Origin of the sequence: Pseudomonas frederiksbergensis (genome assembly GCF_017114915.1) — a bacterium.
GTDB lineage: Bacteria > Pseudomonadota > Gammaproteobacteria > Pseudomonadales > Pseudomonadaceae > Aquipseudomonas > Aquipseudomonas frederiksbergensis_I.
Window position 1 is genome coordinate 1 of record NZ_JAAUOE010000020.1, and the last position, 15,768, is coordinate 15,768.

At 59.1% G+C, this 15,768-nt stretch carries 17 protein-coding genes; 9 read left to right on the forward strand and 8 right to left on the reverse strand.

Annotation, left to right across the window (positions count from 1 at the left end):
* The 4 genes from HCU66_RS15530 to HCU66_RS15545 all read left to right on the forward strand — a co-directional run.
* The coding region (locus HCU66_RS15530; RefSeq protein ID WP_205889313.1) for an RHS repeat-associated core domain-containing protein at positions 1-2,313 on the forward strand (2,313 nt) is incomplete at its 5' end.
* Positions 2,314-2,316: 3 nt separating this feature from the next.
* Positions 2,317-2,604 carry a hypothetical protein gene (locus HCU66_RS15535; protein WP_205889314.1) on the forward strand — a complete coding sequence of 96 codons (288 nt, stop codon included), beginning with the start codon at positions 2,317-2,319 and terminating at the stop codon, positions 2,602-2,604.
* A 103-nt stretch (positions 2,605-2,707) separates the two neighbouring features.
* Entirely contained in the window at positions 2,708-3,154 is a 447-nt protein-coding gene (locus HCU66_RS15540; protein ID WP_205889315.1) for a hypothetical protein, read from the forward strand.
* 620 nt (positions 3,155-3,774) lie between these two features.
* Complete coding sequence (locus HCU66_RS15545; RefSeq protein ID WP_026286521.1) at positions 3,775-4,170, forward strand: DUF6124 family protein; 396 nt, start codon at positions 3,775-3,777, stop codon at positions 4,168-4,170.
* Positions 4,171-4,258: 88 nt separating this feature from the next.
* Here the strand turns inward: HCU66_RS15545 and HCU66_RS15550 are convergent, their stop codons facing one another.
* The 3 genes from HCU66_RS15550 to HCU66_RS15560 all read right to left on the reverse strand — a co-directional run bounded on the left by HCU66_RS15550 (position 4,259) and on the right by HCU66_RS15560 (position 6,062).
* Positions 4,259-4,534, reverse strand: a complete 276-nt coding sequence (locus tag HCU66_RS15550) for an HU family DNA-binding protein (RefSeq protein WP_003213368.1) — start codon at positions 4,532-4,534, stop codon at positions 4,259-4,261.
* A gap of 192 nt (positions 4,535-4,726) precedes the next feature.
* On the reverse strand, positions 4,727-5,875 hold the full coding sequence (locus HCU66_RS15555; RefSeq protein ID WP_205889316.1) for an NAD(P)/FAD-dependent oxidoreductase: 1,149 nt from the start codon (positions 5,873-5,875) through the stop codon (positions 4,727-4,729).
* 19 nt (positions 5,876-5,894) lie between these two features.
* Positions 5,895-6,062: a rubredoxin gene (locus tag HCU66_RS15560; RefSeq protein ID WP_007896465.1), complete on the reverse strand. Its 168-nt coding sequence runs from the start codon at positions 6,060-6,062 to the stop codon at positions 5,895-5,897.
* Between the two features lie 226 nt (positions 6,063-6,288).
* Between HCU66_RS15560 and HCU66_RS15565 the strand changes: the two genes are divergently transcribed.
* Both HCU66_RS15565 and ubiA read left to right on the forward strand, forming a co-directional pair.
* On the forward strand, positions 6,289-6,825 hold the full coding sequence (locus HCU66_RS15565) for a chorismate--pyruvate lyase family protein (RefSeq protein ID WP_241015512.1): 537 nt from the start codon (positions 6,289-6,291) through the stop codon (positions 6,823-6,825).
* Entirely contained in the window at positions 6,825-7,715 is an 891-nt protein-coding gene (gene ubiA / locus HCU66_RS15570) for a 4-hydroxybenzoate octaprenyltransferase (RefSeq protein ID WP_205889318.1), read from the forward strand. Before HCU66_RS15565 ends, ubiA begins: the two co-directional genes overlap by 1 nt.
* 79 nt (positions 7,716-7,794) lie before the next feature.
* Here the strand turns inward: ubiA and HCU66_RS15575 are convergent, their stop codons facing one another.
* The gene (locus tag HCU66_RS15575) at positions 7,795-8,172 is read right to left on the reverse strand and encodes a COG4315 family predicted lipoprotein (RefSeq protein ID WP_205889319.1); all 378 of its coding nucleotides are present in this window, start codon (positions 8,170-8,172) and stop codon (positions 7,795-7,797) included.
* Positions 8,173-8,324: 152 nt separating this feature from the next.
* Here HCU66_RS15575 and phoB point away from each other — a divergent pair, with 152 nt between their 5' ends.
* The 3 genes from phoB to HCU66_RS15590 all read left to right on the forward strand — a co-directional run bounded on the left by phoB (position 8,325) and on the right by HCU66_RS15590 (position 11,840).
* Positions 8,325-9,014: a phosphate regulon transcriptional regulator PhoB gene (gene phoB, locus HCU66_RS15580; RefSeq protein WP_003229608.1), complete on the forward strand. Its 690-nt coding sequence runs from the start codon at positions 8,325-8,327 to the stop codon at positions 9,012-9,014.
* Between the two features lie 75 nt (positions 9,015-9,089).
* Complete coding sequence (gene phoR / locus HCU66_RS15585; RefSeq protein WP_241015515.1) at positions 9,090-10,376, forward strand: phosphate regulon sensor histidine kinase PhoR; 1,287 nt, start codon at positions 9,090-9,092, stop codon at positions 10,374-10,376.
* Positions 10,377-10,499: 123 nt separating this feature from the next.
* Positions 10,500-11,840, forward strand: a complete 1,341-nt coding sequence (locus HCU66_RS15590; RefSeq protein WP_205889321.1) for a hemolysin family protein — start codon at positions 10,500-10,502, stop codon at positions 11,838-11,840.
* A 66-nt stretch (positions 11,841-11,906) separates the two neighbouring features.
* Here the strand turns inward: HCU66_RS15590 and HCU66_RS15595 are convergent, their stop codons facing one another.
* The 4 genes from HCU66_RS15595 to pstB form a co-directional block, all read right to left on the reverse strand.
* Positions 11,907-12,827: a peptidoglycan DD-metalloendopeptidase family protein gene (locus HCU66_RS15595; protein ID WP_205889322.1), complete on the reverse strand. Its 921-nt coding sequence runs from the start codon at positions 12,825-12,827 to the stop codon at positions 11,907-11,909.
* Between the two features lie 123 nt (positions 12,828-12,950).
* Entirely contained in the window at positions 12,951-13,871 is a 921-nt protein-coding gene (locus HCU66_RS15600) for a response regulator (RefSeq protein ID WP_205889323.1), read from the reverse strand.
* 165 nt (positions 13,872-14,036) lie between these two features.
* Positions 14,037-14,798 (reverse strand): phosphate signaling complex protein PhoU, encoded by a 762-nt coding sequence (gene phoU / locus HCU66_RS15605; RefSeq protein WP_205889324.1) that lies wholly within the window; start codon positions 14,796-14,798, stop codon positions 14,037-14,039.
* A 68-nt stretch (positions 14,799-14,866) separates the two neighbouring features.
* A complete protein-coding gene (gene pstB / locus HCU66_RS15610) occupies positions 14,867-15,700 on the reverse strand; it encodes a phosphate ABC transporter ATP-binding protein PstB (RefSeq protein ID WP_205889325.1) in 834 nt (277 codons plus the stop codon).
* Positions 15,701-15,768: the final 68 nt, after the last annotated feature.

Sequence of the window (15,768 nt, forward strand, 5' to 3'; positions counted from 1 at the left end):
TACGACGCCCACGGCCAGGTCGTCGAGATCATCGACGCCACCGATAAAAGCAAAAAGCTGCGCTGGAACCCGTTCGGCCAATTGATCGAACACATCGATTGCTCGGGTTATCCGACGCGGTTCAGCTACGACAACCGGGGCTATCTGCAAACGATCACCGATGCCCTCGGCGAACGCACCCAATTCAGTTACGACGCCCAGGGACGGTTGCTCAGCAGCCAATTGCCGGACGGCCGCACCGAGCAGTATCAGCGCGACGTCAGCGGCCAGTTGACCGGTTATACCGACCCGGCCGGGCACACCACGCTGTATCAACACAACCGCCGCGGCCAGGTGCGTCAGCGTACCGACGCCCATGGCCGGCAGGTGCAGTTCGGGTACGACCGCTACGGGCGGCTGCAAGCGCTGACCAATGAGAACGGTGAAAGTTATCGGTTCGCCTGGGATGCAGGGGATCGGCTGACCGAACAACAGGATCTGGATGGCAGTGCCAAGCGCTACAGCTATGACCTGCTGGATAACGTCGCGGCGGTCACGGCTGTTCCGGCGCCATACGGCAACGGCCTGGCCGTCGTCCCCGAGTCGCCCCCCGCTCCCATCGTTCACCGACTGGAACGCGACGCCGTCGGCCGGCTGATCGCCAAAGTCACCGACGATGGCCGCACCGACTACTCCTACGACCCACTGGACCAACTCACCGCCGTCACCTTCACCGACCACCAGGGCAACGCACAAACCCTGAGCTTCGCCTACGACGCCCTCGGCCAGTTGCTCGCCGAACACAGCGCCGCCGGCAGCCTGCAACACCACTACGACGAACTCGGCAATCTGATCCAGACCCAACTGCCCGACGACCGCTGGCTCAATCGCCTGTACTACGGCAGCGGCCACCTGCACCAGATCAACCTCGACGGCCAAGTCATCAGCGACTTCGAACGCGACCGCCTGCACCGCGAAGTGCTGCGCACCCAGGGCCAGATCAGCACCCGAAGCGAATACGACCGCAGCGGGCGCTTACGCTCACGCCAACGCCGACACAGCAGCCAGCCATCGCTGATGCCGGCAGCGGTGCAGAAACATTTCGAGTACGACCCCGCCGATAACCTGATCGGCAAACTCGACCAGCAACCCGCCGCGCAACACCGCCAACTGCTGCACTACGACGCCACCGGCCGCATCATCGCCAGCCAGGACAGCCTGCACGGCCAGCGCGAAACCTTCGCCTACGACGCCGCCGCCAATCTGCTGGACGGCCCGCAACCCGGCGCCGGGCTGGTGGTGCACAACAAACTGCTGACCTACCAGGACAAGCGTTACCGCTATGACGCGTTTGGTCGGATGATCGAAAAACGCAGCGCTCAACGGGGCCTGCAACGTTTCGCCTACGACGCCGAAAGCCGGTTGATTGAAGTGCGCAATGAAAACGGCAGCGTGGTCAGGATGACCTACGACCCACTGGGCCGGCGCATCGAAAAAACCGAGCACGACAGCAAGGGTTATCCACTGGGAGAGACCCGCTTCACCTGGGACGGCCTGCGCCTGTTGCAGGAGCATCGCCATCAGCAGACCAGCCTCTACCTCTACGAAGACGAAGGTTACGCCCCTCTGGCCCGCGTCGACGGCACCGGCCCGCTGCAAAAAATCCGCTACTACCACAACGACCTCAACGGCCTGCCGGAACAGCTCACCGAGGCGGACGGCCACAACGTCTGGCAGGCGAGTTATCGGGTGTGGGGCAATACGTTAGAAGAGGTGCGCGAGCCGTATTACATTGAAGAGCAAAACCTGCGGTTTCAGGGGCAGTACCTGGACCGGGAGACCGGGCTGCATTTCAATACGTTCAGGTTTTATGATCCGGATGTGGGGCGGTTTACGACGCCGGATCCGATTGGGTTGATGGGGGGATTGAATACATACGCCTACTCACCCAATCCATTTATGTGGTCAGATCCACTTGGTCTGGCAGCCTGTTCAAAGAAAGTGGACGCCTTGCGTAATGGCCCTCAAAAAACAGTCGTGAAGGTGAAAACAAAAAAAGAAGCGAACGAATTATTGGCCGAGGCATTTCCTAAGGCCCAAAAAGTCAGAGGCATTGGGTCGCAAGATGCCACGGGCATCAGAAAGAAAAACAAAATGGATCAGTTTAAAAAGAGAGACGGAAAAGTCAGATACAGAAAAGACTACCCCATCAATAAAGAAACAGGACGCGTTTATGGTCACGATGACCCGAAAGGTACGGGTCATGGCGAACTACCACACGTCAACATTAAGCGCGCCGACGGAACAATGGTCCGTATCGACATCACAGGTTAGAAAATGAATAAACTCATAGATGCACTCAACACCGGTAAACGGCGAGGCTACGAGGAAAGTCGCTTGATCGATGGCGTTTCTTTTCTATTCCAATACGCCATAAAAAAACAAAACAATATTTATTACACATATTATTTTTCAACCGACGAATCTCGTATGGACTTACTTGAAGATGATGAAAATGAAGAAATCAAAGAATTTTCAACTTTAGAAGCCGCATTGAACCATTTAAGAAATAAAGGTGCTGCGTTAGAAAAATTCGCAGCAATAAAAAACTCCTTGCCCTTCTAAAAAAAAGATCAAAGGCTAGCTTGCGAAAGCCATGCGGGATGGGACTTGGTAAAAGTTATAAAAACCACCGGACAATGGTAAAGCAGGCTGTATAGGAGAAAACATGAGCGGGTTGACCGATTTTCACATTTTCTGGGGCGCTGCGATGGAGATCGCAGAAAAGCAATCCGCGTCGATGGAAGCCGAAGGTGCAGAAGATTTTGCAAGGGGTCTTTACAACGAATACGTCGAGCAAAGCGCCCCAAAAAATAAAAAGAAATGGCTAACAGAACGTCTAGAAAATGAGTTCCTGTGTTTGAATGAAAAACCTGTATGGGTGGGCGAACCAGCCTGGTTATATCATCAGGGCCTACCCATGGTCTTCCTACATCAATTTTTAGTCTCACACTCAGCACAGCATATAAAAGAAAAAATTTCACTTGGCGACACCCTATACGTGTTTGGCTCAAAACATATTCTTAAAAGATCATCAGAGGAAAGTTGGACGGTCATTTATCGAACGGCCGTCCAAACCTTTGAAGGAGAGACTGCAGCGGAAATCCTAGAGTGAACTGGAAGATTATTCACAGGCTTATAAATACTTTGACGATGCTTATAGCTTCGGTAAGGCACGAGCCTTTCAAGAAAGACCAAAAAAATATCTGAAGTTCTATTTAGAGAAAAAAGCCTGAGCAAGGCCGAGGACTCTAGGGCCGTCAGGTGCTGCCGAACACAGTGCGGCCAGCAGCCTGCAGCACCATTACGACGAACTCGGCAACCTGATTCAGCCCCCCAATCCTGATCAAAAATGGTTTTCCAGTCGGTCCCACGCCAATGCCTGACAGTGCTTGTTTAAAAGCCTTGTAGGTAACGTCGTGAAAGCTACAACACCTTGCGTCGTTGCCTACGGCTACGCCAGAATCCGCTGGCTTGTGCGCTTTGGGGCCGGTCGGTACCTTGATTCGTGTCACTGATCGTCAGTGGTCGGGTTTAGTCGCCCGCTGGTAATTGAAGTTGTACAAGCGTCCGTCAGACAGGTATTTCCTACCTGCATTTGATGGTAGCTGTGCGTAGGGCACCTTTGGGTGCGCCGGCTTCTTCAATTCCCCGGTCCGACTAACCTGCGTACAGCTGCCTCCCCTTCGTTTAGTCGGCGAAGTGGTGTCAGCATCACTCAAGGAATTGAAGATCATGTTCAAAGTTACACCTAACCCACCGGACACCGATCCGGTCTCCCCATACGAAAGCCCCGATTCAAAAAAACTCAACGACGCCGCCGAACGCGCCCTCGACCACCACTTCCCGCCAGCCGAACCAAAGCCACCGAAACGCAAAGGCCAGCTCTTCAGCGTCTGCCCGGGCATCAACACTGAAGCCCTCCTCGCCAATGCCTCGGAAGATATCTTGTCCATCAGCGCCATCGCCGCCGACCTCGCCGACGACGTGGACGGTTCACGCCGCTCCGTAGCCCTGGCGCTCAGCCGCATGGCCGACGGGGTGCATTTGTTGGTAGAGCGCGCGCTGGATCACCTGAATGAGCCGGAAATAGCAGCGATTCTCGCCAGGAAACAAAGCCGAGTCGGCTGATCCGCCAGACAGAAAAAATGGGCACCCAACCTCGTTGGCGTGCCCATTTTTTATCCCGCTCGCCCGCTGCGCGGGAAGTCGGTGCGTGTTACGGATTAACGCTGTCTTTCAACGACTTGCCTGGCTTGAACGCAACAGTGTTGCTGGCCTTGATTTTGACTGGCTCACCGGTTTGCGGGTTTTTGCCGGTGCGGGCACCGCGATGGCGTTGCAGGAAGGTGCCGAAGCCCACCAGCGTGACGCTATCCTTGCGATGCAGAGCGCCGGTGATTTCTTCGAGAACGGCGTTGAGAACGCGATTGGCCTGTTCTTTGGTGAGGTCTGCTTTTTCCGCGATGGCAGCGGCGAGTTCTGGTTTACGCATGAGTGAAGCCCCTTTGACGGTTTTTTGTTGTTATGTCCGTGCTGTTCTCGTTGGAACAGCGCCCAAGGCGCCGCAGGTGCTCTACTCTGCGGCAGACGGGAGTGAGGATGGCACGCGCTTAAGAGCCGCGCCAGTCTCCCCGCGACCTTTGTAGAGACAAAAAGGGGGTGATTCCGACAGAACGACCGGTGTTTACGCCAACAGGGGCGGAAGCTCTTTGTTCAGGGCGAGTTTTTCCATCACCGCCGTGCCTGTCAGGGCATAGCCCAGCAATTTGCCGGCGCTGTCGCGGCACAACACCTTGATGTCCGCGCCCTGCCCTTCGACCGTCCAGACGCCCTCCGCGCCCCGTGGTGGCGGGGAAACCACCAATGGGCAGACCGGGGTTTTCACGGTGATCGGCATCGGGCCATAACTCACAGCGGTGGGGTTTCCGGCGAGGGTCTGAGCCAGCGCTCTCGCACAGCTCATGAGGGGCATGACGTACAACAAATTCAGCCCATCGACCTCGGCGCAGTCGCCCAGAGCGTAGATGTTGGCGTGAGAAGTTTTCAGGTGACGGTCGACCACTACGCCGCGATTGACCTGCACCCCGGCAGCAGCCGCCAGGTCGATGCGCGGACGCAGACCGATGGCCGACACCACCACATCGCAAGGGATGATCTGGCCGTCGGACAGATGTGCTTCCAGGCCGTCAGCCACTCGCTGCAAGCGATTGAGCACCGGCCCGAGGTGGAAGCGCGCGCCCAGGCTTTCCAGCCCGGCTTGGACCGCAGCGGCCGCCGCCGGGTGCAGCAAGGTCGGCATGACTTGTTCGCAGGGTGCAACCAGTTGCACTTCGTAGCCCCCGAGAATCAGGTCGTTGGCGAATTCGCAGCCGATCAGACCGGCGCCCAGCAGCAACACCCGATGCTTGCCGGCCGCCGCCGCGCGAAAGCGGGCGTAGTCTTCAAGGTCGTTGATCGGGAAAACGGCATCGGCCGCGTCGCCTTCGATCGGCACCCGCACGGTTTCCGCGCCCCAGGCCAGAATCAGGTCACGGTAGATCACCGCTTCTTCGCCGATCCACAGGCGCTTGTGGCCCGGATCGATACCGCTGATGCGCGTGTGGGTGCGCACTTCGGCCTTCAATTGCTCGGCCATGGCGCCCGGTTCGGCCATGCTCAGGCCATCGGCGTCTTTGTTCTTGCCAAAGCCGGTGGAGAGCATCGGCTTGGAGTAGGAGCGTCCGTCATCTGCGGTAATCAACAGCAGCGGGGTTTCGCCATCGAGTTTGCGAAACTCCCGGGCCAGGTTGTAGCCAGCCAGCCCAGTGCCGACGATCACGACAGGTGCGTTCATTCCTTGCTCCTTGCTTGTTTTAGTTGATTTCAATCATTTCGAAATCCATTTTGCCCACGCCGCAGTCCGGGCACAGCCAGTCTTCCGGTACGTCCTGCCACGGTGTGCCCGCCGCAATACCGTCGTCCGGCCAGCCCTCGGCTTCGTTATAGATCAGGCCGCAGACCACACATTGCCACTTTTTCATTCAGGTACTTCCTCAGATTCAGGCTTTTGCCGGCGCAAACGGTCGATGGATGAAGCGCTGCCGTCCGGCTCTGGGCGTTTTGTACTGATCGGGCCCGGCAGATGCAAGCCTGTTCGGCGCAACGGCAGGCCGGATCAATCAAACTCGCCGCCTGACATGGTAAGCTCGCCGCCTCATTTGCTGCCAATAATGACTCACTGTGCCGCACTCAAAAGCCCCCTCCACGATGCCGCTCTGGCTTTCTCAAAGCCAACTGACGCCCCTCCCCGATACGTCTACGCTCAATTGGCTGTTCGATGAAGGATCGCTGACCCGACGCCTGACCCGTTTGTCGAATGACGGTTTCAGCGTCACGCCGCTGTTCGAAGGCTGGCAACCGCTGCGCGCCGACGAATGTGCCGCGCTGGAACTGGCCGAAGGCAGCGAAGGCTGGGTGCGCGAGGTGTATTTGCGCGGCCACGGTGAAGCCTGGGTGTTTGCCCGCAGCGTGGCGGCGCGTAGCGCGTTGCAGGGCGACGGATTGCACATGGACGAACTGGGCAGCCGTTCCCTGGGCGAGTTGCTGTTTTGCGACCAGGCCTTTCAGCGTCGGGCCATCGAGGTTTGTCATTATCCTCAAGCATGGTTGCCGGTGGAGGCTCAAGCACCTGAACTGTGGGGCCGCCGCTCGCGTTTCGACCGTGGTGCTCTGAGCGTGCTGGTGGCCGAGATTTTCCTGCCGACCCTGTGGAGCGCCGCCCGCGCGCATCCGGAGAATTGCTGATGTATCAGACCCTGCTCAAGTCCCTGAACCGCTTCAATCCTCGGGCCTGGGATTTCATTCAGCTGACCCGCATGGACAAGCCGATCGGCATTTATCTGCTGTTGTGGCCGACGCTGTGGGCACTGTGGATTGCCGGTGAAGGTTCGCCGTCACTGGCCAACATCGTGATTTTCGTGCTCGGCGTAGTGCTGACCCGTGCCGGCGGTTGCGTGATCAACGATTGGGCGGACCGCAAGGTCGATGGCCACGTCAAACGCACCGAACAGCGGCCGCTGGTGAGCGGCAAGATCAGCTCCAAAGAAGCCCTGGTGTTCTTCGCGGTGCTGATGGGCGTGAGCTTTTTGCTGGTGTTGTGCACCAACGCGGCGACTGTCTGGCTGTCGCTGGGCGGCTTGGCCCTGGCGTCCAGTTATCCATTCATGAAGCGCTACACCTATTACCCGCAAGTGGTGCTGGGCGCGGCGTTCTCCTGGGGCATGCCCATGGCGTTCACCGCCGAGACCGGTGAACTGCCGGCGACGGCCTGGTTACTGTGGATCGCCAACCTGCTGTGGACCGTAGGCTACGACACCTATTACGCCATGACCGACCGTGACGACGACTTGAAGATCGGGGTGAAATCCACGGCGATTCTGTTTGGCGACGCCGACAGGGTGATCATTCTGACCCTGCAGGGCTTGGCGTTGGGGTGCTTGCTGCTGGCGGGTTCGAAATTCCAGCTCGGCGGCTGGTTCCACCTCGGGCTGCTGGCGGCGGCAGGCTGTTTTGCGTGGGAGTTCTGGTACACCCGCAGCAAGGAGCGGATGCGTTGCTTCCAGGCGTTTTTGCACAATCACTGGGCGGGGTTGGCGATTTTCGTCGGGATTGTGCTGGATTACGCGTCGCGTTGACTGCGATTGATCTGTAGCAGCTGCCGCAGCCGAACGCAGGCTTCGCCAGCTGCTACGGGTGCAATCTTTTTGCAGTCAATCAGTGCCGATACATGTGCCAGAAGCCGCCTTTACCGTCACCCGCGGTATCCCCGGGTTTCGTGTCCATTTTGTAGCCATACATTGGCTTGCCTTCATACGCCCATTGCATCGTGCCGTCATCACGTTTGATCGGCATCCATTTCCCGGTGGGCTTGGCATCCATCGGCGCCATCAATGGCGGCCACATCATCGCACACTCACCCGTGCACATCGACTTGCCATCCTTGTCCTTGTCAAACGTGTACAAGGTCATACCCTTCTGGTCGACCATCATGCCGTCTTTCATCATGGCCGGATCGGCGGCAAAGGCCAGGGACGGCAGCGTTAGCGCAGCCGTGACCAGCAGGGCCTTCCAGGATTGAACAATGTGATTCATGGAAACCTTCCTTTTGTGGTTGTCAGGATTCGGACTTAGAGCTTAGTTCAGGATCGCGACAATCGCAGGGCGGCTAAAATACTGTCACACGACTGCAATAATTCCGTTATCTAATGCGGCGCAAGACAGTTAAATGACAAGAGGATTAAGGCATGGTTGGCAGGAGCATTCTGATCGTCGACGACGAAGCGCCCATTCGCGAAATGATCGCCGTTGCGTTGGAAATGGCCGGCTATGACTGTCTGGAAGCGGAAAACTCCCAGCAGGCCCATGCCATTATCGTCGACCGCAAACCGGACCTGATCCTGCTCGACTGGATGCTGCCCGGCACCTCCGGCATCGAACTGGCCCGCCGCCTCAAGCGCGATGAACTGACCGGGGATATCCCGATCATCATGCTCACCGCCAAGGGCGAAGAGGACAACAAGATCCAGGGCCTGGAAGTCGGCGCCGACGACTACATCACCAAACCGTTTTCCCCCCGTGAGCTGGTTGCGCGCCTCAAAGCCGTGCTGCGCCGCGCCGGTCCGACCGATGGCGAAGCGCCGATCGAAGTCGGCGGCCTGCTGCTGGACCCGATCAGCCACCGCGTGACCATCGACGGCAGACCCGCTGAGATGGGCCCGACCGAATACCGTTTGCTGCAATTTTTCATGACCCACCAGGAACGTGCCTACACCCGCGGCCAGTTGCTGGATCAGGTCTGGGGCGGCAATGTCTACGTCGAAGAGCGCACCGTCGACGTACACATCCGTCGCCTGCGCAAAGCCCTCGGCGATGCCTACGAAAATCTGGTACAAACCGTGCGCGGCACCGGCTACCGGTTTTCCACCAAGGCCTGAGCCGGCCGCCAGACTCGCTGACAAGGACGCATATTTTCCGTGAACCAAAACTGGCATGGCACCCTGATTCGCCACATGCTGTTGCTGGTCACCGCCTGCCTGGTGATCGGCCTGATTTCCGGCTACTACGGCTGGAGCCTCGCCGTGGGCCTGGGTGTTTACCTGGCCTGGACCCTCAAACAGCTACTGCGCCTGCACGAATGGCTACGTCTGCACCAACCCGATGAAGCACCGCCCGACGGCTATGGCCTGTGGGGCGAAGTGTTTGACAGCATCTATCACCTGCAACGCCGCGATCAACGGGTGCGCGGGCGCCTGCAAGCGGTGATCGACCGGGTCCAGGAATCCACTGCCGCGCTGAAAGACGCGGTGATCATGCTCGACAGCGACGGCAACCTGGAATGGTGGAACCGCGCCGCCGAAACCCTGCTCGGCCTCAAGACCCCTCAAGACAGCGGCCAGCCCGTGACCAACCTGGTGCGCCATCCGCGCTTCAAGGAATACTTCGAGCAGGACAACTACGCCGAGCCGTTGGAAATTCCGTCGCCGATCAATGATCGCCTGCGCATTCAGCTGTACATCACCCGCTACGGCAACAACGAGCACTTGATGCTGGTGCGCGACGTGACACGTATCCATCAGCTGGAGCAGATGCGCAAAGACTTCATCGCCAACGTGTCCCACGAGCTGCGTACGCCCCTGACGGTGATTTGCGGCTACCTGGAAACCCTGCTCGACAATGTCGAGGAAGTGAACCCGCGCTGGACCCGTGCCCTGCAGCAAATGCAGCAGCAAGGCGGGCGCATGCAGACCTTGCTCAACGATTTGCTACTGCTGGCCAAGCTGGAAGCCACCGATTACCCCTCGGACAACCAGCCGGTTTCCATCGACAGCCTGCTGCAATCGATCAAGAGCGATGCTCAGCAGCTGTCGGGGCAGAAAAATCAGCACATCACCCTGGAAGCCGACCCGACGATTCTGCTCAAGGGCAGCGAAGCCGAATTGCGCAGCGCGTTTTCCAACCTGGTGTTCAACGCCGTGAAATACACCCCGGCCGAGGGCAAGATCCGCATTCGCTGGTGGGGCGACGATCAAGGCGCACACCTGAGCGTGCAGGATTCGGGGATCGGCATCGACAGCAAACACCTGCCGCGCCTGACCGAACGTTTCTATCGTGTCGACTCCAGCCGCAACTCCAACACCGGCGGCACCGGGCTCGGACTTGCCATCGTCAAACATGTGCTGCTGCGCCACCGGGCCCGCATGGAAATCAGCAGCGTGCCAGGGCATGGCAGCACGTTTACCTGCCATTTTGCGCCGGCCCAGGTCAGCAAATCCCGGGTCATCAGCGCCGCCGACTGATACCGGCCAGCACTCGCCACTAGGCAATCGCCCAGTCAGCCGCTACATTGGCTGACTTGTGCCTGCCCTTCAGGCACTGCATTTCCCCCTTTTTTGAATACACGGAACCCGCAAAACTCCATCATGGACCCTTCCCCTGGCTTGACCCTCGCAACAATATTCGCCGACTTCGGCATGATTCTTTTTGCTCTGATTCTGGTTTTGCTCAACGGCTTTTTCGTTGCGGCGGAATTTGCCATGGTCAAATTGCGCTCGACCCGGGTCGAAGCCATCGCTGATAAACACGGCTGGCGCGGACACATCCTGCGCACCGTTCACAGTCAGCTCGATGCCTACCTGTCGGCTTGCCAATTGGGTATCACCCTCGCCTCCCTGGGCCTTGGCTGGGTCGGTGAACCGGCGTTCGCGCACCTTCTGGCGCCCGTACTGAGTGCCGTGGGCGTAGATTCCGCTGAAGTGGTCAAGGCGGTTTCGTTCTTCACGGCGTTCTTCATCATTTCGTACCTGCACATCGTGGTCGGTGAACTGGCCCCGAAATCCTGGGCCATCCGCAAACCCGAATTGCTGTCGCTGTGGACGGCGGTGCCGCTGTACTTGTTCTACTGGGTCATGTACCCGGCCATCTACCTGCTCAACGCCAGCGCCAACCAGATCCTGCGCATCGCCGGCCAGGGTGAACCCGGCCCGCATCACGAACACCATTACAGCCGTGAAGAACTGAAACTGATCCTGCACTCCAGCCGTGGCCAGGACCCGAGCGACCAAGGCATGCGCGTATTAGCCTCGGCGGTGGAAATGGGCGAGCTGGAAGTGGTCGACTGGGCCAACTCCCGGGAAGACCTGGTCACCCTCGAGTTCAATGCACCGCTCAAGGAAATCCTGGCGTTGTTCCGTCGCCACAAGTTCAGCCGCTACCCGGTGTATGACAGCGAGCGCCAGGAGTTCGTCGGCCTGCTGCACATCAAGGATCTGCTGCTGGAACTGGCAGCCCTGGATCACATTCCCGAGTCGTTCAACCTCGCCGAACTGACCCGACCGCTGGAGCGCGTATCGCGGCACATGCCGCTGTCGCAGTTGCTGGAACAGTTCCGCAAGGGCGGCTCGCATTTCGCCCTGGTCGAGGAAGCCGACGGCAACATCATCGGCTATCTGACCATGGAAGACGTGCTGGAAGTGCTGGTAGGCGACATTCAGGACGAACACCGCAAGGCCGAACGCGGGATCCTCGCGTATCAGCCAGGCAAGCTGCTGGTGCGCGGCGATACGCCGCTGTTCAAGGTGGAACGCCTGCTGGGCATTGACCTGGACCACATTGAAGCGGAAACCCTCGCCGGGCTGGTCTACGAAACCCTGAAACGGGTGCCGGAAGAGGAGGAAGTGCTGGAGGTCGAAGGTTTGCGGATCATCATCAAAAAGATGAAGGGGCCGAAGATCATATTGGCCAAGGTGTTGATGCTCGACTGAGCCATGCTCCTGCAGGAGCCGGCTTGCTGGCGATCAGGAGCGCCGCGGTGTCTCTGTTACACCGCGTTATCGTTCATCGCCAGCAAGCCGGCTCCTACTGCCCAACGCAAAGTTGGGCAACGCCCCCACCGGTTGATTGAACTGGTACGGAATCGACACCAGCCCCAACCCCGTATTGCGCTGCACCACGAAATGCAGGTGCGGGCCGCTGCTGTTGCCGGTGTTGCCCGACAGCGCCAGCGCACTGCCCACCACCACTCGCTGACCTTCCCGTACGCAGACCGAGCCTTTCTTGAGGTGCAGGTATACGCCCATGGTCCCGTCATCGTGCAGCACTCGCACGAAATTGCCCGACGGGTCGTTGCCGCGCCCGGTCTGGCGATTCTCGGTTTTCACCACCACCCCGCCGCGCGCCGCGATGATCGGTGTGCCTTCGGGCATGGCGATGTCCATCGCATAACGGTTCTTCGGCCCGTAGTGGCTGTATTGGCCATTGGCGCCCTGGCTCAACCGAAACGGCCCGCCACGCCAGGGCAGCGGATATCGATAGGCCATGGCAGCCCCTGAGGGATCGCCCAGGGAATATTCGAACCTTGGGGTATACACCAGCGGCCTTCCGGCCTTCGTCGCCTTGAGCAGTGCCAGACGAAGGTTACTGCGCGCCGGCATCACCCGACGGATCGGTCGGCTCGGCGCGCCGCTGACGTTCTGCAGCCCGTCGAAACTCAGCTCGATCTCGACCGGCGCATACAGGTCGTTGCGCACGAACACACTGTCCATGCCCTTCAGCTTCTTGATGTCGAGGTATACCTGCCGCTCAAGGCGCTCGACCATCCGGTCGCGAAAAACGAACACCTTCGCGCCTTTGGTGGGGCGGTCGCTGTAAGAGACTACGCCACTGGCGTCGGTGGACCTGTAGATCGTCATGGCCACAGCGGAGGCGGAGACCATTAAAAGACCACAGAAAAACAGCAGGCGCGCGAACATGGGCAAAATTCTGTCGAGTAAGGCCTGGGAAGTAGCCTAGCAGCAGAAATGGACCCGTGTAGTCGGCAGATGTTTCAAATGAATCGTTCCCACGCGCTGCGTGGGAACGATCCGCGGTACACGTTACGCACCCGGCACGAAATGCTTCTGCGCGGTGCCACGGGCGATCAGGCGGGAGATGTAGTCGAGCTTCTGCGCGTCCTGGTCGATAAAGCGGAAGGTCAGTTGCAGCCACTCGCTGTCAGGCTTCGGCTCGTGGGCGACGATGGCGTGCAGGTAGCCGTTGAGGCGGGCAATTTCGGCGTTGTCACCCTGCTCCAGGTCGAGTACGGCGTTGTCGAGGACTTGCGGCAAGGTGTCGGTGCGTTTCACCACCAGCAGCGCTTCCTTGATGCTCAAGGCCTTGATCACGCATTGCTGAGTGCCGCTCGACAGGCGCAGTTGGCCTTGGCCACGACCGCCAGCGGAGGCGGAGGCGGAGGCAGCAGCAGGTGCCTTGACCGGCGGGCTGTTGAGCAGACCGCGAGACGGTGCGGCAGCCGGGGTCGGCGCAGCCGAGGGGGCGACCACCGCCGCTTTGCCGCCGGTCAACGCGCTCAAGGAATCGTTGCCGAACGCCGAGTTCATTTTGGTCGGCGCGCTGTTCATCAGGGTGTCGAGCTTGCCGATCTTGTTCAGCGCCTGCTTGACCTTGGTCAGCAACTGCTCGTTGGTGAACGGCTTGCTGACGTAGCCGGAAACCCCGGCCTGGATCGCCTGGACCACGTTCTCTTTGTCGCCACGGCTGGTCACCATGATGAACGGCATGGTTTTGAGGTTGTCCTGCTCGCGGCACCAGGTCAGCAGCTCCAGGCCAGACATTTCCGGCATTTCCCAGTCACACAGGACCAGGTCGAATGCTTCCTTGGCCAGCATGGCCTGGGCCTTTTTGCCGTTGACGGCATCTTCGGTCCGGATCCCCGGGAAGTAGTTGCGCAGGCACTTCTTTACCAGGTCACGAATGAACGACGCATCGTCCACGACCAACACACTGATCTTGCTCATCCAACACCCCTTTAAAAATCCCGGCAAGCATAACGCTGGCTGATGGCACTTTGCCAAAACTCTTCAGTCACGCCGGGACTTTTCGTTCGCGGGTGCTGCTTTTCGATTCGAAGGCCGCAAACAAAAACGCCCGGCCAAGGGGCCGGGCGCTTTTCTTGGGCAACCTTACTTATCGTCAGCTTTATCCGGAACATTAGCGGTTTCGGCACTGGTGCCTTCCACTTCTTCCTTCATGCGCTTGAGGCCCAGGTGACGCACGTCGGTGCCGCGCACCAGGTAAATCACCAGCTCCGAGATGTTGCGCGCGTGGTCGCCGATCCGCTCCAGGGAACGCAGCACCCAGATAATGCTCAAGACCCGCGAAATAGAGCGCGGATCTTCCATCATGTAAGTGGCCAACTCACGCAAGGCGGTCTTGTATTCACGGTCGATGATCTTGTCGTACTGCGCCACCGACAACGCCAGGTCGGCGTCGAAGCGGGCAAACGCGTCCAGTGCATCGCGGACCATATTGCGCACCTGGTCGCCGATGTGGCGAACCTCGACGTAACCGCGCGGCGCTTCGCCTTCTTCGCACAACTGAATGGCGCGACGGGCGATCTTGGTGGCTTCGTCGCCGATACGCTCAAGATCGATCACCGACTTGGAGATGCTGATGATCAGACGCAAGTCCGACGCCGCCGGCTGACGACGAGCCAGAATGCGCAGGCATTCTTCGTCGATGTTGCGTTCCATCTGGTTGATCTGGTCGTCGATTTCGCGCACTTGCTGGGCCAGGCCGGAATCGGCCTCGATCAGCGCGGTGACTGCGTCGTTGACCTGCTTTTCGACCAGCCCGCCCATGGCCAGGAGGTGGCTGCGAACTTCCTCCAGCTCAGCGTTGAACTGCGCGGAGATGTGATGGGTAAGGCCTTCTTTACTAATCATGTTGGCGTCCTTGGAGCGTCCGGTAAGGTGCGGTGGACCGCAGCGTCAGTTCAGTGCAATACAGCTTCCTAGCCGTAACGACCGGTGATGTAGTCTTCGGTCTGCTTCTTCGCCGGATTGGTGAACAGGGTATCGGTGTCACCGAATTCCACCAGTTTGCCCATGTACATGAACGCCGTGTAGTCGGAAACCCGCGCGGCCTGTTGCATGTTGTGGGTCACGATCACAATGGTGAACTTGGATTTCAGTTCGTAGATCAGCTCTTCGACTTTCAGCGTGGAGATCGGGTCGAGTGCCGAGCACGGCTCGTCGAGCAGCAGTACTTCCGGCTCCACGGCGATGGTGCGGGCAATCACCAGACGTTGCTGCTGACCACCGGACAGACCGAGTGCCGACTCATGCAGGCGATCCTTGACTTCATCCCACAGCGCCGCGCCTTTCAACGCCCACTCGACGGCTTCGTCGAGGACGCGCTTTTTGTTGATGCCCTGGATGCGCAAACCGTAAACCACGTTTTCGTAGATGGTTTTCGGGAACGGGTTAGGCTTCTGGAACACCATGCCGACCCGGCGACGCAGCTCGGCCACGTCCTCGCCCTTGCGGTAGATGTTGTTGCCGTAGAGGTTGATTGCGCCGTCGACGCGGCAGCCATCCACCAGATCGTTCATGCGGTTGAAAGTGCGCAGCAGCGTGGACTTGCCGCAACCGGACGGGCCGATGAAGGCGGTCACGCGCTGTTTCGGGATGTTCATGCTGACATCGAACAGCGCTTGTTTCTCGCCGTAGTACAGGCTCAGGCCCGGCACTTCGATGGCCACGGTTTCCTGCTCGAGACTCAGGCTCTGTTTGTCGCGGCCCAGGGCCGACATGTTGATGCCGTGAGTGTGTGCTTCGTGTTGCATGGGAGGCTCCCTGTGCTAACAAATTCGGTTCAGTGAGCCGCTGGCCTCACAAGCTGGGCCAGCGGTGC